At 44.8% G+C, this 26851-nt stretch carries 20 protein-coding genes; 7 read left to right on the forward strand and 13 right to left on the reverse strand.

Features of this window, described 5'->3' with window-relative positions:
• Nucleotides 1–176: 176 nt before the first annotated feature.
• Together ACO1PK_RS06865 and ACO1PK_RS06870 are read right to left on the reverse strand one after the other, a co-directional pair.
• A complete protein-coding gene (locus ACO1PK_RS06865) occupies nt 177–3539 on the reverse strand; it encodes a sensor histidine kinase (protein ID WP_423187932.1) in 3363 nt (1120 codons plus the stop codon).
• A 179-nt stretch (nt 3540–3718) separates the two neighbouring features.
• Entirely contained in the window at nt 3719–4285 is a 567-nt protein-coding gene (locus tag ACO1PK_RS06870) for a DUF1439 domain-containing protein (protein ID WP_423187933.1), read from the reverse strand.
• A gap of 281 nt (nt 4286–4566) precedes the next feature.
• Between ACO1PK_RS06870 and ACO1PK_RS06875 the strand changes: the two genes are divergently transcribed.
• The 6 genes from ACO1PK_RS06875 (at nt 4567) to ACO1PK_RS06900 (ending at nt 9360) form a co-directional block, all read left to right on the forward strand.
• A complete protein-coding gene (locus ACO1PK_RS06875; RefSeq protein ID WP_423187934.1) occupies nt 4567–5442 on the forward strand; it encodes an ABC transporter ATP-binding protein in 876 nt (291 codons plus the stop codon).
• Between the two features lie 96 nt (nt 5443–5538).
• On the forward strand, nt 5539–6822 hold the full coding sequence (locus ACO1PK_RS06880; protein WP_423187935.1) for a hypothetical protein: 1284 nt from the start codon (nt 5539–5541) through the stop codon (nt 6820–6822).
• Entirely contained in the window at nt 6815–7198 is a 384-nt protein-coding gene (locus ACO1PK_RS06885) for a GntR family transcriptional regulator (RefSeq protein ID WP_423187936.1), read from the forward strand. Before ACO1PK_RS06880 ends, ACO1PK_RS06885 begins: the two co-directional genes overlap by 8 nt.
• Entirely contained in the window at nt 7191–7640 is a 450-nt protein-coding gene (locus tag ACO1PK_RS06890) for a hypothetical protein (RefSeq protein ID WP_423187937.1), read from the forward strand. The genes ACO1PK_RS06885 and ACO1PK_RS06890 overlap by 8 nt, the downstream gene beginning before the upstream one ends.
• A gap of 205 nt (nt 7641–7845) precedes the next feature.
• Nucleotides 7846–8988 carry a dicarboxylate/amino acid:cation symporter gene (locus ACO1PK_RS06895; RefSeq protein WP_423187938.1) on the forward strand — a complete coding sequence of 381 codons (1143 nt, stop codon included), beginning with the start codon at nt 7846–7848 and terminating at the stop codon, nt 8986–8988.
• Nucleotides 8989–9117: 129 nt separating this feature from the next.
• Nucleotides 9118–9360 (forward strand): DUF1289 domain-containing protein, encoded by a 243-nt coding sequence (locus ACO1PK_RS06900; protein WP_423187939.1) that lies wholly within the window; start codon nt 9118–9120, stop codon nt 9358–9360.
• A gap of 55 nt (nt 9361–9415) precedes the next feature.
• On the opposite strand, the gene ACO1PK_RS06905 is transcribed toward ACO1PK_RS06900, so the two are convergent.
• The 6 genes from ACO1PK_RS06905 to ACO1PK_RS06930 form a co-directional block, all read right to left on the reverse strand.
• Nucleotides 9416–9898 (reverse strand): hypothetical protein, encoded by a 483-nt coding sequence (locus ACO1PK_RS06905; RefSeq protein WP_423187940.1) that lies wholly within the window; start codon nt 9896–9898, stop codon nt 9416–9418.
• Nucleotides 9899–10002: 104 nt separating this feature from the next.
• Complete coding sequence (gene glmU / locus ACO1PK_RS06910; RefSeq protein WP_423187941.1) at nt 10003–11367, reverse strand: bifunctional UDP-N-acetylglucosamine diphosphorylase/glucosamine-1-phosphate N-acetyltransferase GlmU; 1365 nt, start codon at nt 11365–11367, stop codon at nt 10003–10005.
• Between the two features lie 156 nt (nt 11368–11523).
• A complete protein-coding gene (locus tag ACO1PK_RS06915) occupies nt 11524–13431 on the reverse strand; it encodes an alpha/beta hydrolase family protein (RefSeq protein ID WP_423187942.1) in 1908 nt (635 codons plus the stop codon).
• A 789-nt stretch (nt 13432–14220) separates the two neighbouring features.
• Complete coding sequence (locus tag ACO1PK_RS06920; protein WP_423187943.1) at nt 14221–17076, reverse strand: insulinase family protein; 2856 nt, start codon at nt 17074–17076, stop codon at nt 14221–14223.
• Between the two features lie 335 nt (nt 17077–17411).
• Nucleotides 17412–18308 (reverse strand): TraB/GumN family protein, encoded by an 897-nt coding sequence (locus tag ACO1PK_RS06925; RefSeq protein WP_423187944.1) that lies wholly within the window; start codon nt 18306–18308, stop codon nt 17412–17414.
• 40 nt (nt 18309–18348) lie between these two features.
• Complete coding sequence (locus tag ACO1PK_RS06930; protein WP_423187945.1) at nt 18349–18624, reverse strand: hypothetical protein; 276 nt, start codon at nt 18622–18624, stop codon at nt 18349–18351.
• Between the two features lie 296 nt (nt 18625–18920).
• Here ACO1PK_RS06930 and ACO1PK_RS06935 point away from each other — a divergent pair, with 296 nt between their 5' ends.
• Nucleotides 18921–21149 carry a winged helix-turn-helix domain-containing protein gene (locus tag ACO1PK_RS06935; RefSeq protein ID WP_423187946.1) on the forward strand — a complete coding sequence of 743 codons (2229 nt, stop codon included), beginning with the start codon at nt 18921–18923 and terminating at the stop codon, nt 21147–21149.
• 82 nt (nt 21150–21231) lie between these two features.
• On the opposite strand, the gene ACO1PK_RS06940 is transcribed toward ACO1PK_RS06935, so the two are convergent.
• From ACO1PK_RS06940 to atpD, 5 genes are all read right to left on the reverse strand, one after another.
• Entirely contained in the window at nt 21232–22368 is a 1137-nt protein-coding gene (locus tag ACO1PK_RS06940; protein ID WP_423187947.1) for an ABC transporter permease, read from the reverse strand.
• The gene (locus tag ACO1PK_RS06945; RefSeq protein ID WP_423187948.1) at nt 22365–23099 is read right to left on the reverse strand and encodes an ATP-binding cassette domain-containing protein; all 735 of its coding nucleotides are present in this window, start codon (nt 23097–23099) and stop codon (nt 22365–22367) included. Before ACO1PK_RS06945 ends, ACO1PK_RS06940 begins: the two co-directional genes overlap by 4 nt.
• 3 nt (nt 23100–23102) lie before the next feature.
• Complete coding sequence (locus tag ACO1PK_RS06950) at nt 23103–24632, reverse strand: alpha/beta fold hydrolase (RefSeq protein ID WP_423187949.1); 1530 nt, start codon at nt 24630–24632, stop codon at nt 23103–23105.
• A 364-nt stretch (nt 24633–24996) separates the two neighbouring features.
• Nucleotides 24997–25413 (reverse strand): F0F1 ATP synthase subunit epsilon, encoded by a 417-nt coding sequence (locus ACO1PK_RS06955; RefSeq protein WP_189483329.1) that lies wholly within the window; start codon nt 25411–25413, stop codon nt 24997–24999.
• Between the two features lie 22 nt (nt 25414–25435).
• Nucleotides 25436–26821 carry a F0F1 ATP synthase subunit beta gene (gene atpD, locus ACO1PK_RS06960; protein WP_189429126.1) on the reverse strand — a complete coding sequence of 462 codons (1386 nt, stop codon included), beginning with the start codon at nt 26819–26821 and terminating at the stop codon, nt 25436–25438.
• Nucleotides 26822–26851 lie beyond the last annotated feature (30 nt).

A 26851-nucleotide genomic window follows, 5' to 3' on the forward strand; every position in this document is an offset into this window, starting at 1 on the left:
TATCTTAAAGATCGCAAATGGAGTTAAATAAACAAAATTATAAATTATTAACGATAATCATTTGCATTTACCAAAAAGCCGTGTATAGTAATTTCTGTCGAGGGATTGAGATTGGGCCTTGGCTCAGAAACGGATGTTCTGGTCGTTGTGAAATTTGTCCTGCATTGACGGGGAGCTTAGGCTCCCCGATTTTTTAATTTGCTACTGACTATTCGAGGCAAACGAATACGGTAATGCACCCCCTGTGCAAGTTCACTCGTGACGTTTATATCCCCTTTTAATCTCACTGTAACCAAATTAAACACAATATGCGCCCCTAAACCACTGCCACCTTGATGACGCTTAGTGGTAAAGAAAGGATCAAACAACTGACGCAAGTGCTGTTCTGACATGCCAATACCATTATCTGAAAAGTGGATAAGCAAGTGATCATCCGGTTCTAAACTTACTGATAAGCGAATAACAGGCGTTGGCTGCTCCGCCAAACCATGCATTAAGGCATTGATCACCAAGTTTGTAATAATTTGGGCAATAGCACCGGGATCAGAAAACATGGTCAAATTGGCTGGGCAATCTAGCTGTAATTCACAATTCTGTTTTTTTAGTCTGGCGCTTAACGATAAGATAACGTCATGTAGATAGTTCGCTAAATCAAACTCGCGATAAGTATCGCTACTCTGATCAACCGACACCTGTTTAAAACTATTAATTAGCTCAGCGGCTCTTAACGTATTATCTTGTAGAATTTTCAAGCCATCGGTCAAATGCTGCAAAAAGTGTTCGAACTGTCGGTGTTGTAAAGTGCGTTGTTGATAAGCCTCCACCAGCTTTTTTTGCTCAACCTGCAGATGGCTACTGGCCGTTACACAAATTCCTAAAGGGGTATTAATTTCGTGCGCTATGCCTGCCACCAACCCACCTAGCGACGCCATTTTTTCCTGGGTAATAAGCTGCTGCTGCGTTTGTTGTAGTTGCTGATACGACTTAGCCAAAGCATTATTTTGCTCTGCTAATTCGGTAGTACGTTGCGCTACTAACCGCTCTAGCTTGTGCCGTACTTTGTATTCTTGCTGTAACTTCCAACGCAGTAATAGCATGATTAACAAGAGGATGGATGCAACTAAAGTCAGCCTGAACCACCACGTCAGCCAAAAAGGCGGCTGAACGTTGATCAGTAAAGACGTACTTGGTAACCACTGGCCACCGGGTAAACTGGCAGAAACCTCAAACAGATAATCACCAGGTGGCAAACGCGTGTATGTTGCCATAGGGCTTTGCGCAGAACTTTGGATCCAATCTCGATCAAAGCCATTTAACCGATAACGATACTGAATCAGTTGTGATTGTTTAAATTCCGGCGAGGCAAAACGCAAACTAAACATATCTTGAGCATAGTCAAGTTGCAGTTCGCTGGCATAGGCTAAAGCTTTAGGCAGCACGGTACTACCGGGGCGTACCGGCTGATTAAACAGGGATAGTCCGGTCAGTTGTACGGGGTTAAGTGCCACTTTACGCGGTAAATCGGCAATCGAAAAATAGTCAAACCCCTTTGCGCCACCACGATAAATCACATCTTGCTGCACATCCCAAGAACCAATCCAAGTAATACTTTGCATACCATGGGCTTCATTTAGTTGCAGATAGGTTTCTTGCTCTGGTAGCCAATGTAAACGATAAAGTAACCGAAAAACCTCTGCTTGCTGAAACAATTTATCCGTTGGTTCAGGTTGCAAATATGGGAGAAAAATCGGTTTATCTGTTATTGCATCAGAAAACACCACCCGATGATCAACATTGCCTGCTCTTAACCATAAATTATGCTGTTCATCTTCGATAATTAGCTGCACTCCATTCATTTGCAAGCCATGCTGGCTGCCCGCATGCTGCACCCAATAATGAAATTGGTTTTGCTGAACATCGAGTCGAGCAACACCTTGATCAACAGAGCCGAGCCAGATCGCACCCTGCTGGTCTTCAAAAATGGCATTCACATCACCAAAACGTAATGGCGGCAAAACAGCATTATTTTGATGATAGTGACTAACTTTGCGACGATCAGCCGAGATCTGGAATAACCCTTGACCACGCGTACCCACCCATAAATTTTGCTGTCGATCCAAATAAAGCACATTTACAAAGGGCTCAACCTGCATATTTAAAGGAAAAAGCTGCCAATGATCTTGCTCACTATTTAATAAGAACAGTCCTTCGTTGGTTCCCACCCACAACTGTTGTGTTGCATCTTGTTTAACTGCTTGGGCAGAGCTTAACTGCGGCAAACTCTCCGGAAAAGGCCAATGCCGTAGCGCAGAGGTTTCAGGATTAAATAACACCACTCCAGCTTCACGGTTAGCCAACCAGACTTGGCTTGCAGATACCGCATCAATACCTAACACATTCGCTGCAGGTAGCAGATCTTTTTGTAACACCCCAGGAGGCACTGTTTTAACAGCCTTAGCAAAACGACTTAAGCCTCTTACACCAGACTGGCTTATGGTCCAAACAATACCTTGCCGATCGGTAAAAAGCCCCATTAAATCTGCTCTGGCTAAGCCTTCGGTAAATTCACTGGCAAAAGGATAATGCCGCCATTCGCCGTCATGCCCAAGATACCAAAGCCCACCGGCAGCATCGGTACTGTAATTACTCAACCAGAGATTCTGTTCACTATCTAACGTTATATCGGTTAATGCTGCGTTTTGTAATGCGATCGGCTGTGCGGCAGCTGTAAAATAGCGCCCTGAAGCCGCTAACTCAAACAGCCCCTGTCCATAGGTACTGACCAGCACGTTATTAGCCGCAGTGACTCTTATTCGCGTTGCTGAAATGGCAATAGATTCAGCCGTATTAAAAGGTATTAGCTGCCAGTGTGTCTCACGCGCCGGCCGATACAAGACGCCACCTTGCCGTTGTCCCATAGATCGAATGGGCGCATCACCTAATGCCAACCAAGCGCCGCCTTGCGGATCAAAATAAATATCATTAATAAAATTGACGGCTATATTATCCAAATCAGCCGGCAACGATTCAGCAACCCATTGTTCGTTAGTAAATTGAAATAATCCTGCACCATAAGTAGCAACCCATAAATTACCAGCAGCATCGAAGGTTAAAGCGGAGATTTCTGCTGATTGCATACTGGCAGAAGCGGGAAGATCAAAACGCGTAAATTGTTCAGTAGCGGGATCGTAACGATTTAACCCACCATAGCGCGTGCCAACCCATAACCAACCCGCAGGATCAACAGCCAGCGCTGACACCCAACCAGCAGAGAGTGCGCCAGCCCTTGCAGGATCGGCGTTAAATTCTAGCGTTTCCGTGCCATCATAACGATAAAGACCATTTTGGGTGCCTACCCATAAAAAACCGTTTTTATCCTGCGTCATTACCGTGGCAAGCTGGGGTGTTTTACCAAAAGCGTTTAACGTAATAAAACGACTGTAGACAGTTTTAGCCTTAACCTGAGCGGCAACTGGCTCTGACGAAGCTGGAATAGAAAATAAGGCAAGCAAACAGCAGAACAGCAATAAATACGGCACACACAAGTTCTTTAAAATAGTAATTATATTTAAAGTATTGTGCCAAATAACGAAAGCTGCAAGTTCAGTTCAATTTAAAAAAATGACCGCTAGCAAGCCAGCGACGCGTCAGGCTTACTGGCTTAATCACAAAAAAACCACCACGAAAAAATAGTATAAAAGAATTATATAAATAATCTTTAGCGTGCCCCTTTTGCAGGCGAAAAAACGATTCTTCCCTGTTGTATCGCCATATCTAAAGGTATAGCGGCCAGCAGCTTAACGGCGGGATCAGCAGTATCTAAACGATAAACGGGATTCGTTGCTAGAAATTGATTGACCAATTGCAGTAATTCGTTGGTTACCGGCGTAAGATTACCGCGATAACCTGACGCTTCGATGGATGAATTCAGTAATTTAACCGAACGGACAAAAACAGCTTTTTGCGTCGCATCGTAATAAGGGACCCCTTCTACACTTAGCTGTATGTTGGCTGGATAGGTTAAGCCAAATAAACTAAGCGCAGCATTCGCTGCAGTATTTATACGCACCACTTCACTGTTATTTGGGCCAATTTGTACCGCCATGCTTGCTACCGTCATTTTTAACGGAATACCGGCAACATTGGCTTGCTGCGTTAACTTGGGCACCTGTTGGCTTAATAAATGTTCTAGCTCGCCTTCAGATACGCTATACAAAGGGACCTGCCCTAGTTGACTACAGCTAGCCAAACCCAGTAACAAACATAACCCTAAAATTTTACGCATACATTTTTCCTTAACTTATTTGGCTGCTGCACCTTGCTGAATAACAACGGTGCTAAGAGCGCTCGCGTGAACGCCGCAAAAAACTTTAATACTAACACTAACAGCCCGAGCTGATTGCTGGCTGAATAGCACATAGCGATTAAAACCTTGCTGCGTGTTATTACACAATACACGCACACACTAAGCAGAAACTTATGCAGATATTTTTTACTCTTTAACAGTGTTGCACAATTGCAAAAACTGTATTAGTGTATCAATACAGCTTGCTAGGAGATACGGATATGCCCGCCATTGTAGAAATATCACAATTACGTCGTACCTATAATTTTAAAACAGTTTTAACCAATATTACTGCCAGTATTGAGCAAGGAGATGTCATTGCTTTACTCGGTAAAAACGGCGCAGGTAAAACCACCCTCCTAGAAACGATTCTCGGTTTTGCTTTGCCTGAAGACGGCGAAGTTCGGTTATTTGGCACACCCAGCTGCGACATTGATTCGGTTGAGAAACAACGCATTGGCTTTGTACCACAACAAGATGAATTGCTGGAACAAATCAACCCTTATGAGCATTTGGCTATGTTTGCCCGCTTTCAACCCAATTGGGATCAAGATCTCTGTAACAGGCTTTGTCAAAGCTGGGAGATCCCGTTAATCACGAAAATTAGTAAGCTCTCACTGGGGCAGCGCCAAAAACTTTCCATCATTTTGGCACTATGCCATAGACCACAGTTACTGATATTGGATGAACCGGTGGCGAGCTTAGATCCAATCGCCAGACGGCAATTTTTAGCCGAATTAATCAATATTGCCGTCGATCAGCAAACCGCTATTATTTTTTCTTCGCATATTGTTACTGATATGGAGCGGGTGGCAAATAAAGTGTGGCTGTTAAAGCATAAAACGCTGTTTTGGCAAGGAGAATTAGACACGCTCAAAGAGAGTGTTGTTCGCTTACATATAGTGGCAGAAACTACGTTGCCTCAGCCACTAACTATATCCAACACGCTTCGCGAGGTACACCAAGGTAAAACGGCCATTGTCACGGTAACCCATTGGCATGATGCAGATCTCCACGCATTACAGCAACAGTTGCAGGCACAGATCCGGGTAGAACACCTAAATCTGGAAGATATCTTTCTGGAGTTACATGCATGAACGCCTCCTCTAGCCAGACAGCTACACAAGCGCCTTTCAACTTTTTAGCATTACTGGTGTTGTCTAAACACAGTGATCTGATGCTGGAGTTTGCTTATGTTTACTAGCACTAAATTGCTGTTTATTAAGCTTTACCGCTTATTGACGCTGCTGGAACTAAGCTTTGTGTGGTGGCTATTTATTGCCTTTTTTTGGCTATTAGGTTTTATCAGCCCTAACAGCTTTAATATCGCTACGGTACTATTGCTACTTTATTATTATCTGGGCTTATTACCTACAATCGGACAGTTTCTCAGTAGTAGCTATGGCCAACTATTTCACAGCAAACAAGACCTTAAACTCTTACCCTACCTGCTGGTATTAAGCATAAGTCTGTTCACTTTACCAAGCATAGCACACTTCTATAAGCTAAGTTATATCACCGCTTTTGGTACCGCTCTTGCTTTCCATCTGGTATTGCATGCCCTCTGGCTAAGGGCTGCATCAGTCATTAATAACCTATTAAAACTATTTTTCACTTGGCTAGTTATTTTAAACCCATTATGGATGACCCAATTGCAGCAGTATTTGGCAAAACCGCTGCTAACAGACATGATGATAGTAGGCTTGCTGATCGCAGCAAGCCTTGCCGCCATGATGCTTGGCAACACCATTATTCGAAGACCACAGCCAAATGCCGGGCAAGAATTGCAACAAACACGTTTAAGTTTGCGCAGTAAGCCAAAACATCAATTATCATTAGCTGCCAGCTACTTATTTCAGTTTAATGCCAAGCCGGCTGCACGTTTGCTGGTGTTTTGCGGTGCCTGCGCGCTGGTTCCACTGTTACAAACCCTTAGTTATTTTTGGTTTTATGCGGAATGGCATTGGTTTCCCAAACTGGGTTGGAAGTTACTAGATGATTCGCTGTTTACCATACCACTGGTGTATTGGCTTCACAGTTTAGACAACACTTTAAGTCAAGTGAAAAGTGCCTGGTTGTATATTCCGCAAAGCCGTAATGCCTTATTTAGCTTTTTAGAACGACAAATCCTCACGCAGTTAATGCTATTAAGCCTGCCATTGTTATTACTGCTGTATTGCTGGCAACCAAGCAATCCGCATTTTCTGTTAAGTGCATTAATGCTGCTAAGTGTGGCGCTGCTATCTACCTATTGGCCGCTTTGCTATCCGCAAAGCCTAGGTACCGTTGTCATGTGTTTGATGCTGACTATCATGCTTGGTCCGGAAACACTGCTATTAGCTAGCCCGACCACGCAACTTTATCTTATTGGCAGTATGCTGCTAATCACCATTGTTCTACGCTATTTTGCGGAAAAGTTTTGGCTAAAACGCGATTTTACCAAAGCAGCAACCTTTTTCAGGCGGCGCCATGTTTAGTATTAACCCCAATAGCGGTGATCCGATCTACCGACAACTTACTGAGCAAATCAAACGCATGGTGGCTGGGGGGCAACTTAAAGCCGGTGACGAGCTGCCTTCAGTGCGCGAGCTAGCAGGGCAATATGCCGTCAACCCAATGACCATCTCCAAAGCCTATAACTTGTTAGAAACTGAAGGGATTCTGACGCGCCAGCGCGGTAAACCGATGACAATTGCCGAGCAAAGCTTACAAGCACACAGCGAACAAGCCAGATTAGCGCAACTTTCTGCACAGCTGACGCAGCTAGCACTTGCTGCCAAACAGTTGCAACTTTCTAAACAAACGGTATTATTAGCGTTAACAGAAGTGTTAGAGAATACCTTAGATGAGTAGAACTAAAAGGATGTGGTATCAAAAAATCTATGCTGTATGTAAAGCACAGCCTTGGCGTTTAGCAATCACGTTATTGTTTTGTCTTATCGCTATCTATTACTTTAAACAACATGAAGTGATTATTGGCTTATTGGCTCTCAATGTTGCTTTACAAGCGTTATATCTAGGCGTTATTCCACAACAACGTTATGAGCAAGAGTTTGTGCCAGATGTGATGGCAGAACTAAAAATTGAGCAAGATATGCTTCACGTGAAACAACGCCAATTAAAACTTGCTGATATTAAAACCGTTGCTCTCGATCAGCTTGATAAAGACTATGCCTTTATCGATTTCCCCTTTAATGTGTATCGGGCTACCGCTATGCGTTTTCCCGCCGAACAATTACCGGCCGTTAAAACTTGGCTGCAGCAGCATTTACCGCAAGCTGAAATTATTCGCTAACGGCCACACCAAGCAAGTATGCGTTCAGCCGCCTAAATTAGCCCCCGAATAGAGACCTGACTTGGCGCTAAGTTGTGTTAAGCTTAGCGGCTAAATTGGGTAGCGCCTTGCTCTCACCGAGGTGCGCAATGGGTACCTGATCATTTACTGGTTGACTAAAGGTTAACACAGTAAAACAGGGTATAAAGAATAATGAGAAAAGACTATGTTATTAATTTTAAAATTAATTGCCGGTATCGTACTTGGCATGCTGTTGGGACTTTACGCACCGCATTGGTTAACGCAAATCCTAATCACCTTTAAAGCCTTATTTGGGCAGCTGCTGTTTTTCACTATTCCGCTGCTTATTTTGTTTTTTATTACCAGCGGTATCGCCGCCCTGCCGCGTAATTCCGGCAAATTATTAGGCCGCACCTTGGGTATCGCCTATTTATCGACTATTGCGGCGGGTACCTTTGCGTTTTTAATTGCAGCACTGATTATCCCGATGCTAGCACCGGCTGCTGCTGATTTAGCCAGCACCGCAGGTACCACCCTAAAACCTTATATTATGCTCAATATCCCACCGGTATTTAATGTGATGACCGCGCTGGCGCTGGCCTTTATTTTTGGTTTAGGGATTGCCAGCACTCAGGCGACCTCGCTAAAACAGCTTTCTGATCAAGGCCGCGATATTATTCAGTTATTACTGACCAAAATCATTATTCCGTTGTTACCACTATATATTGCTGGTGTTTTTGCCGAAATGGCCGTTGCCGGCAGTGTTTTTGTGACCTTAAAAACCTTTGGCATCGTGTTGGTAATGGCAATAGTGCTGCACTGGTTATGGATTATCGCCCTCTTTATTCCTGCAGGTCTAAAAGCCGGTAAATCACCCTTTAGCCTGATTAAAAATATGCTGCCAGCCTATTTTACTGCGCTGGGTACCATGTCGAGTGCGGCCACCATTCCAGTATCGCTGCAAGCCAATAAAAATAATGGTGTCAGTGAAGATGTCGCCAACTTCGCTGTGCCACTATGTGCCACCACGCACTTAGCTGGCTCAACTATTACCATTGTAGCTTGTGCCGTAGCGGTAATGATGATGCAAAGCAACCTAGAAATTCCGTCGCTGTTTACCATACTACCCTTTATCCTCACACTTGGCGTAGTGATGCTGGCGGCCCCGGGTGTACCGGGTGGTGCAGTGATGTCAGCCGTTGGCTTACTGAGTACGATGCTAGGCTTTGGCGAAGGCGCTATTGCACTGATGATTGCGCTTTATATGGCGCAAGATAGCTTTGGTACCGCCTGTAATGTTACCGGCGACGGCGCTATCGCTATTTTAGTTGATAAGAGTAACAGTTGATAAAAGTTAAAGCGGATCAGGGTTAACCTTGATCAGCGTTAACTGGCCAAGGCGGTTTAACCTCTAAGCCGCCTCTCGCCAAATACTATGGTAAGATGATGGCGCTTATCGTCAGGAAAAATGCTCAGTATGATTGAATCCCCCTGCGTTGCCTGCTGTAAACTCGACGAGCACAAAGTGTGCGTTGGTTGCTATCGGCATATCAACGAAATTGTTGATTGGAATCGCCGCTCAGAGGCGGAACTTACTGCTATTATGCAGCAGGTCGCGGCACGTAAAGCCGCTTATCAGCAGCAAGACTTGACCACTATTGCCACCAGCCCCATCACCCAAGCCGAATGGCAGGCAGCCAAGCAGGCTCGGCGCCGGTAAGTAAAAATGGCGGATACAGCGGTTTTAGATACAAACCATTGTCTCCGCTTATTACTCAGTGTTGTCCAATTAACAATTGATATGTCTCGCCGTATAAAGATTGATAATCGAGGATGATTTGCATCCGGCTTAGCAATGCCATCAACTCAGCTTCCGTTTTGCGACAAGTGTTATTCAAAGTACTAAAAACTATCTGCCTATCTGACACTTTATAAAAGCGACCTACATTTCCCTTAACATAACAATCTGGATCCTCACCCAGTGCAATTAGAAACGCATCCCTATCCCGATATATCGTGCCATCAGCTATGTATTTTACATCCGTCACCTGAGCCGGCCCCAGTCCCTGGTTATTAATATAAAGTTGCCAGCCGCCCTCTAAAGAAGTGTTAAATTCAGATTCCAAATAAGGCCTAAGCGACAATTTATTGTGCTGCTGTATACTATAGCTCTGCCAGATCGAGATGGCCAAGGCTAATACCGCCACCAGCATCGAGCTTAGTGCGGTGTATTTTTCCCAGTTAATTGATTTCTTCATTTAAATCTATCTTGATGTTCATGATTAATAAGTATCTTGCGTTAACTAGAACCCATAAAGCAACATAAAATTAACCCCACGACTTGGTGGGGTTCATAACAATATTATTTCTTGATTTTCACCGGCCGCTGCCAGCCGTCGATATGCCGCTGCTTAGCACGGGCAACCACAAGCTCGCCGTCACCTGCATCGCGGGTAAGTACTGAGCCGGCACCAACAGTGGCATTCACACCTACTGTGACCGGCGCGACCAGTGAGCTGTTGGAGCCGATAAAGGCACCATCTTTAATGGTCGTCACAAATTTATTGGCGCCATCATAGTTACAGGTAATGGTACCGGCGCCGACATTGACTTTGTCGCCGATTACCGCATCGCCTAAGTAAGTCAGATGGTTGGCTTTAGAGCCTTTGCCCAGCGTGGTTTTTTTCATCTCAACAAAGTTGCCGACATGGCTATCATCCAGCATGACGCTGTCTGGCCGCAAACGAGCATAAGGGCCAACCGAACAGTCACTGCCCACAGTGGCTTGTTCAATCATCGAGTTGGGTTTAACTTCGGTGTTATCGCCAATAGTGCAGTCTTTCAGAATACAGTTAGCACCAATGGTCACGCCTTTACCCAGCACTACTTTGCCTTCGAAAATTACGTTAATATCGATCATTACGTCATTGCCGACTGCAACGGTACCGCGCACATCAATGCGCGCCGGATCGCGTAGGTTAGCGCCAGCCAGCATCAGTTCTTCGGCTTTTCGCTGCTGATAGGCACGCTCTAAGGCGGCTAACTGCACGCGGTTATTGGCGCCTTCAACTTCCATCGGGTTTTGCGGTTGGGCAGTGGCAATCTCTACACCCTCGCTATGCGCCATCGCAATTACGTCGGTCAGATAATATTCGCCTTGGGCATTGCTATTTGATAACCGGCCTAGCCAGCTTTTCAGCTGTTTACCCGGTAGCGCCATAATACCGCTATTTACTTCCTGAATTTTCAGCTGTTCTGGCGTGGCATCTTTTTGCTCGACAATGCCTGTTACTTTGCCGTTTTCCCGCATAATACGGCCATAACCGGTTGGGTTTGGCAAATTGACGGTAAGAATGGCTAAACCATTAATCGGCTTAACGGCTAACAGTTGCTGCAGGGTTTCCAGCCGAGTTAACGGCACATCGCCATATAGCACTAATACGGTATCTTCGTCAGCGATATTCGGAATGGCTTGCGCTACAGCATGGCCGGTGCCTAATTGTTCCGCCTGTAATACCCAATGCAATGGCTGCTCACCCATAGCAGTTTTTAACGCTTCTGCGCCATAGCCATAAACCAGTTGCGGCTTGTCGGCGCCAAGCGCCCGGGCAGTATCAATCACATGCTGCACCATTGGCCGCTCGGCCACTTTGTGCAATACCTTAGGTAAGTCCGATTTCATCCGTGTGCCTTTACCGGCGGCTAAAATCACTACATTTAATGCCATAACCTTGCTTCCTATTGACGTAATGGCATTATTCTACCTGAATAAACGACAGATGGAATGACTACGATTTAACTGGTTTTCTTAATGCTTCCGCGGGTCATCAATGCGCTGCTTATTAATTAAGCAGCGCTTCGTCAACTACCAGCCTAGCTAATCTTAGTGCATATTACAGTTGGAGCCTAACCAGTCCAATAACGTTGAGTAAAATGTCATTTTATGACTATAGAATAGCGTATCATAAAAGTGATCCGCATCTTCTAGCTCAACATACTTGTGCACTTTGTTATGCTGCTCTAGACCTCTAACAAACATGCGACTGTGCTCAACCGGAACTCGACTATCGATACTCGGATGCACGACTAGGATAGGAATATTAACTTTTTCAGTTTGCTGTCTTGGTAAGGCAACACCAGTGATGGTGGGCCTTTGTAATCGAGCTAAAAACGGATTTTCATTTATGGTTGCATTCCAGCGATTTAAATCGCTTAGCCCAGCACCGGCAATAGCACATTGGTAAATGTTGTTGTCTCGCATTGATGCCACAAAAGCTGCATAGCCGCCATAACTCCAACCAAACATAGCGAGTTTATTTTTATCTGCTAAGCCCGCACTAACCAGATACAAAGCGGCATCATCAAGATCATCTTGCATAGTCAATCCCCAGTTATTATCACCGGCCATCCAATGATCTAAACCATAGCCTGTTGAACCGCGGTAGTTAGGTTGAATAACAAGGTAGCCATGGTGAGCCAACAACTGAGCCCATTCATCAAAAATCACAGTATCCCGAACCCAAGGTCCGCCATGTGGCATAACGATAGTTGGGTGAGGCCCCGTACCTTTAGGAATAGTAAGATATGCGTAAATGGTGCGACCATCTCGTGCTTCATAATTGATATAACGAACCTCTGACAGATGTTCCGGTGTTAACAATGGAAGCTTCTCACCAATTTTCAGTAAGGTTGTTTTATCTAGGAGTAAGTAAAAGGTGCCAGGATCAAACGCTGAGGAGGTTTGGATAACGATAGCACCATCATTTAGTGAACGACTGGTCAGTTGAATATGCTTATCCTGAAACAATGCTTGTATTGATTGATATAACGCCTGTTCGGCATCATCAGTGAAATACAGCTGCGGCTTACTATCGGTGTAACTAACAGCTAGCAAATTACCTTTACGATCAAAAAGAAGACCATCTGTATCCACACTTTCTAAACCAAATAAACGCTCGGAATACGCCTTAGTTTGCAAATTATAAAGATAAATACCAGTGGTGTTTTTGCCTAAATTGGCATTAACGTATAGCTCATTTGGATTTTCATTAGAAAAACCTAAAATCGTATAACTCTCTCGTTTTGAGGGTGAAATTTGTTTAATTCTTTGCCAGTTGTTGTCGCCTTTCAATCTAGCATAAACTTCAAGTGCGTTGTCAGCGGCATTAAATCCCTCGGCAATTCGAATTTCGCCGTCAAAATCTGTGTCAAAATTGCCTTGAACACCACGATCACTGCCCCTTGCTATGGTCACCGAACGGCCATTATAAATGTTATAGCGCAATACATTGCCAGCCGACTCCACCAAAATTTCATTAGGGTTATTTAGCAATAAATCAATCAGCCGAAAATTCGCTGTGGGGTTATCTTGGCTCGGATCTAACCAACGACCTTTACCGTCGGCATCCGTAATGGCGATTTTATTTACCCAATACTTTTCTGCTCTACGCTGATATAGCTGCCGAAATGACACTAAAATTCGTTCATTATTAAGCCAACTCACCGTAGAGACCAGCATTCTGTCAGCTCCGAGGGTAACGGGAGTCGCAGCCAAATTTTGCGTTTGGCGGATCTCAATAATGTAATCGCCTTCTTTTGTCGTAGCACGCACAATGGCAACTTGCTGGCCATCTGGTGATACCGATACCGCTCTAATCATTGGCATCATGGCAAACGCTTCTAGGCTCAGTGTTTCAGTCTTAGCTTGCTCTGCTACAGCAGTCGTTACCAGCAGCATACTTAACAAGCTTGCCAATAAAATAGAGGCAAAATTGCCTTTTACAGTTTTCATATTGCTTCCTCATCAATACTGGTCAATTTAAAAAGTTAACCATTTTGTTTACCAATATTATTTCCACGATGCGCCCGATAGCTCTGCAGTGACTCGAAGCTGACAGCAAAGCAAGGCTAGCGGTACTATGTTTGTAGATGTTGTGGGGAGCGACGATGTCATAATTGCCTCCTATGGCATTTCAAGAATGAAACACCAGCTTAGGCAAAAAGTAGAAATGAAACGATAACATGAATGAGACTTTTGCGTGACAAAGTAATACAACCTTGTTATAACCTTGCCATAACCAAATAAATCAGTACATTAAACGATAGAGCAAATGCACCATATGACTCGCTTACAGCACCTTTTGCAAATTAGCACTATGTCATGCTTAAAACTGAATAGCGTTAACATCTCCGATTTGTTTACTTAAAAAAATATCTCACGACATGATTTTCAATACCTGGATAGGCGTTAAACAAAAACTAGTATTTATCAGAATCCTGTGATCACCTCAATCCACAATTTCCAATGAGAGCATAAAAAAGCCCCAAAAGGGGCTTTAATTATTTTTAGCCTTTGCTTAATTACTTTTTATCTTTCCAAGCAAATACCTTACCTGTTTTAACGTAATAAAATAACGATATGGCAGACAGAATGCTGATTAATCCAAAGCCTATCAATATAAAGTCTTTATCTTTTATCCCCAAAAAAAGGCTTATCAAACCAATAATCAGGAAAAATAAATTACCAAACATTTTAATCCCCCAGCAAAATTGCTATCTCTTTAGAAATCTTTGCAAAAAGTTATCTTATTTCAACTAAATTAGCCACTGAGTTAAAACCGGGTAAAGGCTTGAACTCTTCTGTATTCGCCTGTCCTTTTAACACAACTTGCAGTGCTGCGGCTTGCTCGGATAATACGGCTTGCTGATAGAACTGCTGCATATCAGCTAGGGTTAGTGCTTGTACCGCGGCAATAAGCTGTTGCTTATTGTTAAAGCTCAACCGATTACGCAGCCAATCACTGCTGCTTGCGTTAAACTCCTCATCTAAATTAGCAGGGGCACGCTGTAACTCCAGCAACTGAGCTTGTTTTAGCTGGGCAAAGCCCTCTTCGCTAAGTGCCGCCAGTTGCTGCGCATACTGCTGTAAGAAACTATCTACTCGCAGCTGCAGTTGCTGTGCTGACAGCGCCGGGCTTTGAATCACCAACATTAAGCCTGCGTGCTCATTAAGAGGCATATCCATAGCCTGGACCACATAACCTAATTGCTCTTCGGTGCGTAGCTGGTTAAAAAAGACTTGGTGTAAATGGCCAGATAACACCTTAGCGGCCGCTTTACCTGCGTAATCACCCTTAGGCAACACCTGTAACCGAAAAACGGTGCTATCTGCTTGAGAATTTGTACGCATAACGGATAAACGCTGCCCTGGCTGAGGTTGCCAGCTGCTAAACACCTGATAATCTCTGTTGCTACCGGCAGTACCCGCTAAGGCTTTTGCGATAGCCGTAACATCGGCTTCGTTATAATTGCCTTGCGCCAGCAGGCGTAACTGGCTTTGCGTTAGGGTATGTTGAATATAGGTGTTTAACTCGTCTAACGTTACCTGCTGTGAGGCCGCAAGCACATCCGCTAATTCAAAACGACCAGTGAATAAGGTTGCTTTTAATAATTCACTCGCTTGTTGGAACTGCATCATCTGCTCGACAGAGCGTAAACTGCGCTGCAGTAAGTCCATATTTTGGCTAAATTGCTGCGCAGTCAATGGCTTAGCGATAATCTCAGCAATTTGGCTTACTAAAGCAGCTTGCTTATCGGTAAAACCCGTTAACTTTAATACCAAATCATATTCATCGGCTTCTGGCTGGATTTGCATGCCAGCGGCACTGGCCTCTTGCCATAACGCCTGATGGTTTAATAAAAAGGCCAATTGCCATAAGCCGTGCAGCACCGCGTCTTTTGCGGTTTGCTTGGCGCTAGGTTGATGCCACTGCATTAATAACTGACCACGCGGCTGATCAGCAAACTGGCTGCTGCCCATTAGCCAAGCTTCTACCGCATCCTGCTTATAAATCTGGGTTGGCTTGGTATAGGCACTGTGTTTTAAGGCAAAACTCTCTGGCTGAAAGCGGTTAAGCTGGGGTAATGCCAGCGGAATTAACGGCTGTTGCCAGGCAGTTAGCTCTTGTTGGTTAATCTCGGTGACCGCGTATTTACCACTAAAGTACTGCAGGCTTTCTGTTGCTGGTTCACGCTGGCTGATATGCCATACGGTTAAGCGCTCTGGCACTAACTGACCAAGTAAGTTCTGGATAGCAGGGGCGTCAAATTTATCATACTGAAAAGGCGCACTGACGACTGACGGTATAGGGTAATACTGCATAGCCGCACTTAAATTTGCAGCATAGTTAAAGCCTGTGGTTTTTTCTAAGAAATTAAACTGGTTTTGTAGCGAGGTGCGGATCTCTTGATAGTACTTCTCATCAACGCCTTGCTCACGGATCAAGGCGATATATTGCATTAAAATCGCGGTGATCGCTTCGCGCTGCTGCATACCCGCTTCGGTTAATACAGCTCTAATATTTAACTGACCATAATTGCCATAAAATTTAGGATCGTAATCTACCGCCAACATATCCAAAAGGCCCATAGCTTTGAGTTGCTGTGCTGGCGTACCCGGCATATCAGAGCTAAGTAAATGCGCTAAATAGGTATTTGGCTTACTGGCAAAGTCGTCAATATTGTTATCAATGGTAAAGGCTAACTTTAACAGCTGCATCTCAGAATTGGGGACATAGTGCACTCGTTGTGGCTGCCGCTTGGTAAAATCAAGCTGCACCTTAGGCCTTGGTGTGTCTAACTGCTTATTTTCGATATCAGCAAAATAACGCTGTGCCATTAACTGCATTTGCGGTAAAGGGTCTGAGCTAATCAGCACCAGTTTCATCCGATTTGCTGAATAATAACGTTGATAAAAGGCGACTAGCTCGTCATGTAACTTGCTACCCTCTTTATCACTTAAGGTGTCTACATTACCAATCCAAAATTGATTAGCCGGATGCGCGCCTAATAGTTGTGCTGACAGGGCTAGCTGCGCCCAACCATCCTGATTTTGCATCATTGACCATTCTGAATGCACCGCATGCCGTTCTTTTTCCACATAATCGGGTAATAACAGCGGTGCTTTAAAGAAGTCAGCAAAACGATCTAAGGCTTCCTCGTAATGACTGTGATTGATTTCAAACATGTAATTGGTCAGCTGATTGGTAAACGCATTCATCGTACCTCCATGCTGACGCATAAAGTTGCCATAACCATCCGGATCAGGGAAACGCGCTGTACCCATAAACAGCATGTGCTCTAAAAAGTGCGCTAAACCTTGCTGTTCTTTTGGATCATTCAGCCAGCCCACATCAACACTTAATGCCGCTGATGATTTTTCTGCGCTAGGATCAGATACCAGTACCACATCTAACTGGTTAGCAAGCCGGATATGCTGGTATTGGCGCTGGTCATTTGGGCTAACCTGAATCGCGGTTGTGACTTTTTGTTGCAATGCTGCGCTAGGGGGTAATGAACCACAGCCGCTGAGTTGTAAAGCAATACCGCTACTTAACATGGCCAAAGTAATGGTGTTTAAAATTAGTTTATTCTTCATTTTGTTGTATTCCGTTAAATTTATGCATTTCTATAAAACGGAGCTGGCTAGAATTGAATAAGTGTAATTGTGTACCAATGCAGAGCTAACCAACCACCAAAGCAAATGGCAGCCCAAGCGCAAGAACAGATCATCTCTCTTGTAAGTTTCACGTATGGCCTCCCCAAATAATGCAGCAGTAGCATTGGAAGAAAGTTAATGTTTTGCTGTGAACTAGGCGATAACACCTAGGTGACTTTATGATGATAAAGTTAAGACATTGGTTATAACCGAGTTATAACCAACAACACCAAAACCTAAATTATTGAAAATAAAAACAAATTGAATTTTTATAATTATTTCTCGTCATGTGTTAATTGCTGAACCTGGTATCCAGCCTGTTCAAGTAAGGCTAAGACACTATGCTCACCGGCAAGATGCCCAGCCCCAACTAACACCAGCTCTTTTTCGGTATTACCGAACATTTGCTGGATCTGCGGTAACCAGTTTTGATTTCTCACCACCAATAAGGCCTGATAGAGTATCGGGTCCATATCACGCATAGGTTGTACCATTAACGCATTGAGTGTTTGCATATCGCCAGCGCGCCAAGCAGTCAGGGTGGCCTCGAAGTAAGTGTTAAAGTTACTAAATTGCTGCAAATTCAGCCTAATAAAGGCGTCTTCGTAGCCTTCGCCCATATTGGCGAGCAACTGAATTTGACTATCAACGCTTTCCAAATAGGCCCGCGGTTTTGCATCAGCCTGCGCTTTTTTATCAAAGTAAGCGTCTACGCCATCACCTGCCATGTTTGCTTTCATTAATTCAATGCCCAGCATTTGCATAACTATAAAACCGGGTTTAAAGCTATCCAATTGCTGTAACTGCAGCCCATAAGGTGCAAAATAGCTCGCAACTTGCTGATAAACCTCTGCGGAGAGCACCGTTGAAAGCCGGCGATCATCTTGATAAGTCATGGCCTGCATCAGCAACGCTTGTAAAGCCGTATCTGTTGGGTCAGGTAAGGTGGTCTCTAACACTAAGGTATCTGTAGCTTGATAGGCTTTCTCAAACTCAGCTGGTAATGGCAAAGCGGACTCAGGTAAAAAGTGTACTGTCCCACCAAGATACAGGTAATCATCCCCTTTGCTTATTTTCCAAAGTGACGTTTCTGCCCATACGGCTGATGAAAACATGGCCGCAGCCAGCATTAGCAATGCCCTTTTTCTATTAAAAATCGCTTTTAATGTCATATCAAAACCCTTTATCTTCATTAACGTTCGAGTAAGTGATTTAGCGAGTAGCTACATTTTTCACTGAAGCGGCCAACTCCGTGATTAAGGTCTGTAACTGATGTTGTATATTGATCTGTACTTGCTGCTGTAATTCCTCCGTTAATTGCAATCTAAGCACTTCAAGATTTAAGCTATGCTCAACAGTTACGATTTGTTTTGGTATTTCAACTCGAGGTTGTTCCTCAGCAACAGTGACATCTGCCATTGCTACGCTACATGTAAACAAACTGCTTACTGCAAATAATCCTTGTATGACCTTTTTAGCTGCTTTCATTTTTCGATTCCTCTTTAACATTTTTGCATGATGTATGGGGTTTTAACGTCAGCCTTACTGTTGGCTTGTCGCGTTGATAGCGCAACTTTAGTCGGCATCACTGCTAATGTCGCTTATCGAAAGCTAAGCAATAGATTGCTAACAAAAACGAGCTTAAATAATTGTTTTTATTTGATTAAATTAAATCTTATAAAGTTATTATCTAAGAGAGGTAAGGTTTAAATTGAGAATGGGCTAGTCGCAGCGTCACAATTGCATTAAAGTTGTAACCCGTTTTTAACAGCGAATGTGTGGGTATGGATATTATACATTTGGGGCCTTGGCAGCTTGGCTTGACGGATTACAGCTTGAGTAATCCACAACAACGCGTCGAGCTAGAACCGCTGCTTTTTAAATTACTGGTGTTTTTTGCCAATAACCCGCGGCGGATCATTAACCGGCAAGAATTGGTGGAAGCCATTTGGCAACAAAGCTATGTGGATGATAATGCCATTAACCGGGCGATTTCAGAGCTACGTAAGGTGCTGCAACATCCAGAGCTACCGATCTCCCCCATTAAAACCCATCATCGTAAAGGCTATAGTTTACAGCTGGACCCAATTCAAGGTGTTCGCAATGCACAAACAACACCCAATATTGACGCGGTTAGCCCGCAACCTGCGATGACTGAACCGAAATCAACGCCTGCTACAGCACCTCTATACAGCAAAAAAGCAGATAAAAAGCGTTTTTACGCTTTGCTGGCATTGATTCCGATTTTGCTGATCATCAGCTATTTTTGGTTTTTAGTGCCACATAACGAAGTCCCAACAACCAGCACAGTAGCGACCGAGCCCAATCCAGCGCCATCTAGCCTCACACTGCTAAATCGCCAAAAAGTTACCTGGTTTAAAGGTATCGAATCACGACCGTTACTGTCGCCAGACAAAGCCTTTTTAGCATATAGCCATACCCTACCGGATAATCATGTGCGCACCATAGTGCGCAAACAATTAAATCACCTGGGTAGTGCGCCGCAAGAAATGATTATTGAGGAAGCGGATAAGTTAATTTTCGCCCATACCTGGCAGCCACAAAGCCAGATTTTGTTAGTACAAAAATTAAGTAAAGACGGTTCTCGTTGCAGTTTTGAACGTTATAACTTTGCAACCTTTCCGGCTGGGCCAGCCGAGTTAGTTAGTACTTGCCAACATTTAAATATCAGCCCAGCTCAATTAAGCAAGGATGGCCAAACCTTATTTCGTGCGCAATCCAGTAATGGTTTACTCACGCCCTCAGCGCTTGTTGCAGAAAACCTGCAAACTGGGCATATACAACTATTAGCCACAGCCCCAACTTCAGGTTTTGGCCTAGCGATGCTGGCGTTATCTCCTGACGGCCAACAGCTGGCTTATATTATGATGCCGGAGTCTAATCAGCCGGAAATTTACCTCTATTCTATTGCCGAGCGCCAGCATCAACGGCTGCTAGCATTAACCGACCCTATGATATTTATGGGATTGGAGTGGTCGACTAAGGGCGACTATTTATTGCTACCCGCTTCGAATGCCCTGCTTAAATTAGACATCGGCAGTAAGTCGCTAACGCCAATAATGCTACCTGATGATTTGCAGGTCGGTGAAATATCCTTGCTAAGCGAGCAACAAGCTATTATCTCGCCACTGTCTTTTGGCTCTGCGCTGCAAGGTGGGATCCAGCTAATTCGCATCAGTCACCCATTTGAACCCGAAAAAACGCAGGTGCAACCTTTCTCTGACGCAGCGGGCAGTACTCATGAGCTAATTTTTCACCCTACCAATCCGCAACAGCAAGCCTTTACCGCCAACTGGAATGGTAATTGGCAGCTGTGGTTAGCTGATGGCGAGCGGCATTATGTTGTCACGGAGTTTACAGGTAGTGAACTGCCGATTGGCAGTTTAAGCTGGTCGCCAAATGGACGCTATATTGCAATTGTTCGCGAAGGCAATGTGTTTCTTTATGATTTGCAGTTGAAGCAACTACTACAAAAAACCCAAAGTCACGATATAGGGCATACGCTCTGGTTGGCCGATAGTAGTGGCGTAATCGTCACGCGAATTCAGCAAGACAGTCAGAATCTTTGGCAGCTAGATTTACTCAGTGGTAACCTGCAACAACTTACCCAAATTGCTGGCGCACAGCCGCAATATGATCAACATGGCAAGCTGCACTATGTGCGTGATGGCCAGCTTTATCGTTATATCGATGGTGGCAGAGCCGATCAGCTGCGACCAGAATTAAATCCAGGTACGCTTTATCAGCAAAATCTGCTTGGGGGTGATTCCTTATTTAGTTTTAGCTTTATGGGCCATTTGCGCCAGCAATCGCTGACAAATCTGGACAACCCTCAAATAGTTGAAGCACAATTTCCTATGCAATTTATGAGTTTATACCTTAATCCGCATAATCCAGATGAAGTTTATGTTTCAGTATTTCAACCACCGGAAATGGCGTTGGAATATATTGAATGGCAGCCTATAGCTAATCAAAAGGCCGATAAAGAATAGTAGCCAGTATAAACAGAGATCAAGAACATTAATACCGCAGAGATGCTTTCAACGCGCCCGGCAATCACCGGGCGCTTTGCTATTACAAACTAAATACGACTTTCTCGCTTTTCAGCATTCGGCTGCTAACATAGCTACAAAGCGCAAAGATCAGTAAGGTGATTGCGCTGGCAGCCATTAACTGAGGCCAAGCAATAGTAGTCCCTTTTAGGAAGGCTATCATTGCCTGTTGCTGAGCCGCTATCGGTAACCACTGTACGTACTGATCAGCAATGTTGTAAGTTGTTACCATACTCAGCATCAGTGGCACTAACAGCACCATAGTGACGTAAGTTTGCGCTTCTTTAAAGGATTTGGCCATAAAAGACACCAACACCTGTAAGCTGGCCGACATTAACGCTAGCGGCAAGCCGACCACAAACGCAAACAACATAAAATCTGGATTAAGGCTAATGCTAAAGCCCAGTTGCTGCCAGGGCACCATGCCATAAGCAAATTTAGAGACCAGCAGGATCAACACTAACGCCAGCATCGAGAAGCAACTGATTGCAGCAATCTTCGCTAAGACTAACTGAAAACTACTCAGCGGTTGGCTTAACAGCAGGGTTAACGAATTACGCTCACGCTCGCCGGCACTGGTATCAATCGCTAAATTCATTGCGGCATAGAATAGTGTTAAGATTATCGACAAGGTCGCCACACCTAAAAACATGCCACCACGCGAATCCGGTGTTGCTTGATCTTGGATTTGGATATCCACCGCTTGTAGTAAATTAGGATCAATACCCCGCGCCAGCAAACGTAAATTAGCCACTTCATTACTGTACTGGCCCAGCGTGCGTTCCAAACGGCGAACGGCAGATTGCAAACGATCGTCTGAGCGATCGGTATCAATTGTTACCACCGCAGGCCGCCCTTGTTGCATTTGCTGTTGAAAATCGTCGTTAACCTGTAAGCGAATGGCTTTAACCTCAGGTCCTTCACCGTGGCGGATATCTTTATTCGCTAAATATTGGACCAAGGCAGGTGCTGCATCAGCGTTATCAATAGTAATCAGTAACTCGTCTTTAGAGCTCAATTGCTTCAGTAACACGGAAAATAAAAAGCACATCAGGAGCGGCGTACCCAGCGCATAGTAAAGACCGGCCATAACAGAACGTTTATCACGGCTGGCATCCAACAATTCTCTGCGAAATAAGGTGTTAAATAATCTGATCATGCTGCAATCCCTTCATCCGTTCCAATTAAAGTGATAAAAGCGTCTTCGAGGCTAGTTTTACCTGTACGCTCACATAATTCTGCCGGTGAGCCTTGCGCTACCACCCGCCCTTTTGCCATAACCACCACTTGATCGCACAAAGCGGCAACCTCTTGCATCACATGGCTAGAAAACAGCACACAATGCCCCTGCTGTTTTAATGTCAATAACAGCTCGCGCAGCACTCGGGTGCTCATCACATCCAAACCTCTAGTCGGTTCATCCAACACAATATTGGTTGGCTTATGCACTATGGCCTGAGCCAAGGCAGTTTTCATCCGTTGCCCCTGCGAAAAACCTTGGCAGCGTCGATCGGCAATCTCTTCCATTCGCAGTTGTTGCAATACTTCCGCGGTAGCAACACGCGCGGCTTGGGTCGACATACCGTTTAACTCAGCAAAGAACTGCACATATTCACGCGGTGTCAGTCGCTCATATAAGCCAAAAGGATCGGGAAACAGCCCTATTTGCTGGCGTGCTTGTAATGTTTGTCGCGCAATATCGTAACCATCGATGCTAGCATTACCACTGTCGGCCTTCAGTAATCCCAACAAGGTACGTAAACAGGTGGTTTTACCGGCTCCGTTAGGCCCAAGCAACCCCGTGATAGTGCCATTTTCAGCCTGAAAGCTCAGGCCATTCAGTGCTTTAACTTGGCCAATAGTTTTATATAAATCATTTACGGTTATCATGTGTTACTCCTGATCCACGGTTAACTGCGCCGCACCATTGGCGTTAGTGATAAAGGGTTTACGCAGCTCCAGCTCTAAACAACCGCTATCCAATTCGCTTGCCGATTGTTTTTCAATAAACTGACTAATTAGTTTTGGCGCACAACTTTGTGATGCGACGATATGGGTAGCATGTGGTGCGATTAAATGGCGAGCATTGCTCATCTTCGCCATAGCAAGCTCGGCCCAAGAGGGTGGCGTAACTGGATCGAGTCCGCCAGAAAGTAATAATACGGGTGTAGCGGTTTGTAATGGCTTGATGAAGTCTGCCGCTACAGCAGATGCTTGCCATACCGCACAGCTGGCTTCGGCACTTTCCATCCAAGTGCGGCCTAAGGGACTTTTCGTAAATTCAGCACGGCTTGCTGCCGTCCAAAATGGCACATCTTCGGCACAAACCACTGCAAAATTGACGCCTATCGAAAGATCTTGGGCGATATCCTGCGACAGCATTAATCCTACTAGCGGGCTGTACTCACCATTTAAAGCTTGTTCGATCGCATAGGGTAACAGCGCTCGGCTGCTATTGCTGTACAACGCAAAACGAATGGCTTGCAGCAATTTGGCATGGGTTAAGGTTAAATCAATAAGTGCAAAAGTGCGGGGGTGACGAACCTTGGTTTTGATCGGTGCTTGCAATAATTGTTGGCTAAGCTGCTGTAACTGTTGCCGAGCAGCTGGGTAACGCTGGTTACATACTGTTGAAGCCTCACAATACGTATACAAGGCATCCAGCGAAGCGTCAGATGCAGCACCCAAAGCGCCAAAACTCTGACTAAAAGGCACAACACCATCCAGCGTAGCGGTTACCACAGCATCAGGGTATTGCCGCATATATTCTTGTGCCATCCGTGTGCCATAAGAGCCACCATACAGATGTAACTTTTGATATCCCAATGCCAATCTGACCGCTTCAAAGTCGCTGGCCGCCGCCACAGTGGTGTAATGACTCAAATCAACCTGTAACTGTTGCTGACAGGCTTCAGTATCCGTTTTTGCCAGTGCCAACATATCTTCGGTGCTTTCATCAAACGCAAATTGCGTGACTAAATCCATACCTGCGCATTGTAATAAGCCAGATTTACCGGTACCGCGCTGATCCACCAATAAAATATCGCGGCTCTCTCTGGCATAGCGTAAGGCATTAGCAAAGACCGCTGCGGCATCAAAGGCAGACTGCCCAGGGCCGCCAGCAAAAGCTAGTACCGCTTCTGTTGGGTATAGCGGTTTGATGGCAGGAATAATCGCAAAGTGAATGCTGATGGTTTCTTTTGCTGACTCAGTCCCTTTAGCAAGGGGTTGCTGCAAGCTGCCGCAGAGCAAACGTTCTGGTAAGTTGGTTGCGTAACAAGGTGTAAGCTGCACCTTAGCAGGTAGCGTGTTAATGGGGCTATTGGCCGCATTGACCTTGTCTGCCGCCAGTAACGAGGTACTTAGCAGTAGCGGCAATACTGCACTTGCTTGATAAATTCGTGAGAGGACATGCTTGTTCATGGAGTATCCCTGCATCTTATTTTATAGTTAAGTCCGAACTGTGCTGCGCTTCTCGTCGCAGACCACCAAACTATAACCGCAGGCAATGTAAGTGTCGCTTATCGAACACTTAGCAATTTATCGGTAACATCATGAGTATAAATAATTGATTTTATTAGGTTTAATTTATTATCTAAATCTTATCTTGGATAAATAAGCTGTTTTAATGATAAATAAAGCTCTTTTTCATGACGCAAAAACCCGCGCGGATGCTAAGTAAGATATGAATGTGGCAGCTGCTGCGGATAAATGCAGGTGCAGGTAGGGTTAAGTACTGTTACCAATAAAAAAGCCACCCGCAGGTGGCTTTTTAAAGTACGTAAACTTACTTCTTGCGCATTTTCTGAATAATACGCAGCTGGGCAATGGCCTCGGCCAATTGTGCTGCAGCTTCGGCGTAATTAAAGTCAGCGCTGGCATGCTGCATGGCTTCTTCTGCCTGTTTTTGGGCATCTAAAGCAGCTTGCTCATCTAAGTCTTCGCCACGTACCGCAACGTCTGAGAGTACCGTTATTGCATCTGGTTGTACTTCAATTACACCACCAGCTACATAAATTAAGTGCTCTTCGCCAAACTGTTTTACGATACGGACCATGCCAGGTTTCAGGGTGGTCAGTAAGGGGGCGTGAAAGGGTAAAAACCCTAACTCGCCTTCACTGCCTGTGACCTGCACGGATTCGACAAGGCCGGAGAAGATTTTTTCTTCGGCACTTACTACATCCAGTTGCACTGTCATCGCCATGTCGCTCTCCTAAAGCCTGAACTTATAGTTTCTTCGCTTTTTCGATCGCTTCGTCGATAGAACCAACCATGTAAAACGCTTGCTCTGGCATATGATCGTATTCACCCGCCAAAATGCCTTTAAAACCACGGATAGTTTCTTTCAGCGGTACATATTTACCCGGTGAACCGGTAAATACTTCAGCAACGAAGAACGGCTGCGATAAGAAGCGCTGAATTTTACGCGCACGGTATACGGTAGTACGGTCTTCATCAGACAGTTCATCCATACCCAGAATGGCGATAATATCTTTAAGCTCTTTGTAACGCTGCAGTACAGTTTGTACGCCACGCGCTACTTCGTAGTGCTCTTTACCGATGACCTGTGGATCTAACTGACGAGAAGTAGAATCCAATGGATCGATTGCTGGGTAAATACCTAAAGACGCGATATTACGGCTCAGTACTACCGTTGCATCTAAGTGCGAGAAGGTAGTCGCTGGAGACGGGTCAGTTAAGTCATCCGCTGGTACGTATACCGCTTGGATAGAGGTGATTGAACCTGTCTTAGTTGACGTAATACGCTCTTGCAGTACACCCATCTCTTCGGCTAGCGTTGGCTGATAACCTACTGCTGATGGCATACGACCTAATAGTGCTGATACTTCAGTACCTGCTAAGGTATAACGGTAAATGTTATCGACGAAAAACAGAACGTCACGGCCTTCGTCACGGAATTTTTCTGCCATAGTTAAGCCGGTTAACGCTACGCGTAAACGGTTACCTGGTGGCTCGTTCATCTGACCGTAAACTAACGATACTTTATCTAGTACGTTAGAGTCTTTCATTTCGTGATAGAAGTCGTTACCTTCACGGGTACGCTCACCTACACCGGCGAATACAGAGTAACCGCTGTGCTCGATCGCGATGTTCCGGATCAGTTCCATCATGTTTACGGTTTTACCTACACCGGCACCACCGAACAGACCTACTTTACCGCCTTTCGCGAAGGGGCAAACTAAGTCGATAACTTTAATACCAGTTTCTAACAGCGCATTTGAAGCTGCTTGATCTTCGTATGAAGGGGCAGCGCGGTGAATTGACCAACGCTCTTCTTCACCGATAGGACCAGCTTCGTCAATCGGGTTACCTAATACGTCCATAATACGACCTAAGGTCGCTTTACCAACAGGAACCTGAATGGCTTTACCAGAATTTCCAACTAAGGTACCACGACGTAAACCGTCTGTAGTGCCCATTGCGATAGCACGTACTGTACCGCCACCTAGCTGCTGCTGTACTTCCAGCACTAAACCAGCCAGATCGCCGTCGGTAACGTTTAACGCGTCATAGATACCAGGTACCGCATCTTGTGGAAAATCGATATCCACAACGGCGCCAATGATTTGGACGACCTTACCTTGACTCATGATGTTTCCTCAATTTTGCAAAACTTAAAA

This window comes from Alishewanella sp. d11, assembly GCF_049390205.1.
GTDB lineage: Bacteria > Pseudomonadota > Gammaproteobacteria > Enterobacterales > Alteromonadaceae > Alishewanella.

Excerpts from the sequence above, each read along its gene's own strand:
- ACO1PK_RS06870 (WP_423187933.1), bottom strand. The coding sequence starts at position 4,285 with ATGCGTAAAATTTTAGGGTTATGTTTGTTACTGGGTTTGGCTAGCTGT.
- ACO1PK_RS06875 (WP_423187934.1), top strand. The coding sequence starts at position 4,567 with ATGCCCGCCATTGTAGAAATATCACAATTACGTCGTACCTATAATTTT.
- ACO1PK_RS06880 (WP_423187935.1), top strand. The coding sequence starts at position 5,539 with ATGTTTACTAGCACTAAATTGCTGTTTATTAAGCTTTACCGCTTATTG.
- ACO1PK_RS06885 (WP_423187936.1), top strand. The coding sequence starts at position 6,815 with ATGTTTAGTATTAACCCCAATAGCGGTGATCCGATCTACCGACAACTT.
- ACO1PK_RS06890 (WP_423187937.1), top strand. The coding sequence starts at position 7,191 with ATGAGTAGAACTAAAAGGATGTGGTATCAAAAAATCTATGCTGTATGT.
- ACO1PK_RS06895 (WP_423187938.1), top strand. The coding sequence starts at position 7,846 with ATGTTATTAATTTTAAAATTAATTGCCGGTATCGTACTTGGCATGCTG.
- ACO1PK_RS06900 (WP_423187939.1), top strand. The coding sequence starts at position 9,118 with ATGATTGAATCCCCCTGCGTTGCCTGCTGTAAACTCGACGAGCACAAA.
- ACO1PK_RS06905 (WP_423187940.1), bottom strand. The coding sequence starts at position 9,898 with ATGAAGAAATCAATTAACTGGGAAAAATACACCGCACTAAGCTCGATG.
- glmU (WP_423187941.1), bottom strand. The coding sequence starts at position 11,367 with ATGGCATTAAATGTAGTGATTTTAGCCGCCGGTAAAGGCACACGGATG.
- ACO1PK_RS06915 (WP_423187942.1), bottom strand. The coding sequence starts at position 13,431 with ATGAAAACTGTAAAAGGCAATTTTGCCTCTATTTTATTGGCAAGCTTG.
- ACO1PK_RS06920 (WP_423187943.1), bottom strand. The coding sequence starts at position 17,076 with ATGAAGAATAAACTAATTTTAAACACCATTACTTTGGCCATGTTAAGT.
- ACO1PK_RS06925 (WP_423187944.1), bottom strand. The coding sequence starts at position 18,308 with ATGACATTAAAAGCGATTTTTAATAGAAAAAGGGCATTGCTAATGCTG.
- ACO1PK_RS06930 (WP_423187945.1), bottom strand. The coding sequence starts at position 18,624 with ATGAAAGCAGCTAAAAAGGTCATACAAGGATTATTTGCAGTAAGCAGT.
- ACO1PK_RS06935 (WP_423187946.1), top strand. The coding sequence starts at position 18,921 with ATGGATATTATACATTTGGGGCCTTGGCAGCTTGGCTTGACGGATTAC.
- ACO1PK_RS06940 (WP_423187947.1), bottom strand. The coding sequence starts at position 22,368 with ATGATCAGATTATTTAACACCTTATTTCGCAGAGAATTGTTGGATGCC.
- ACO1PK_RS06945 (WP_423187948.1), bottom strand. The coding sequence starts at position 23,099 with ATGATAACCGTAAATGATTTATATAAAACTATTGGCCAAGTTAAAGCA.
- ACO1PK_RS06950 (WP_423187949.1), bottom strand. The coding sequence starts at position 24,632 with ATGAACAAGCATGTCCTCTCACGAATTTATCAAGCAAGTGCAGTATTG.
- ACO1PK_RS06955 (WP_189483329.1), bottom strand. The coding sequence starts at position 25,413 with ATGGCGATGACAGTGCAACTGGATGTAGTAAGTGCCGAAGAAAAAATC.
- atpD (WP_189429126.1), bottom strand. The coding sequence starts at position 26,821 with ATGAGTCAAGGTAAGGTCGTCCAAATCATTGGCGCCGTTGTGGATATC.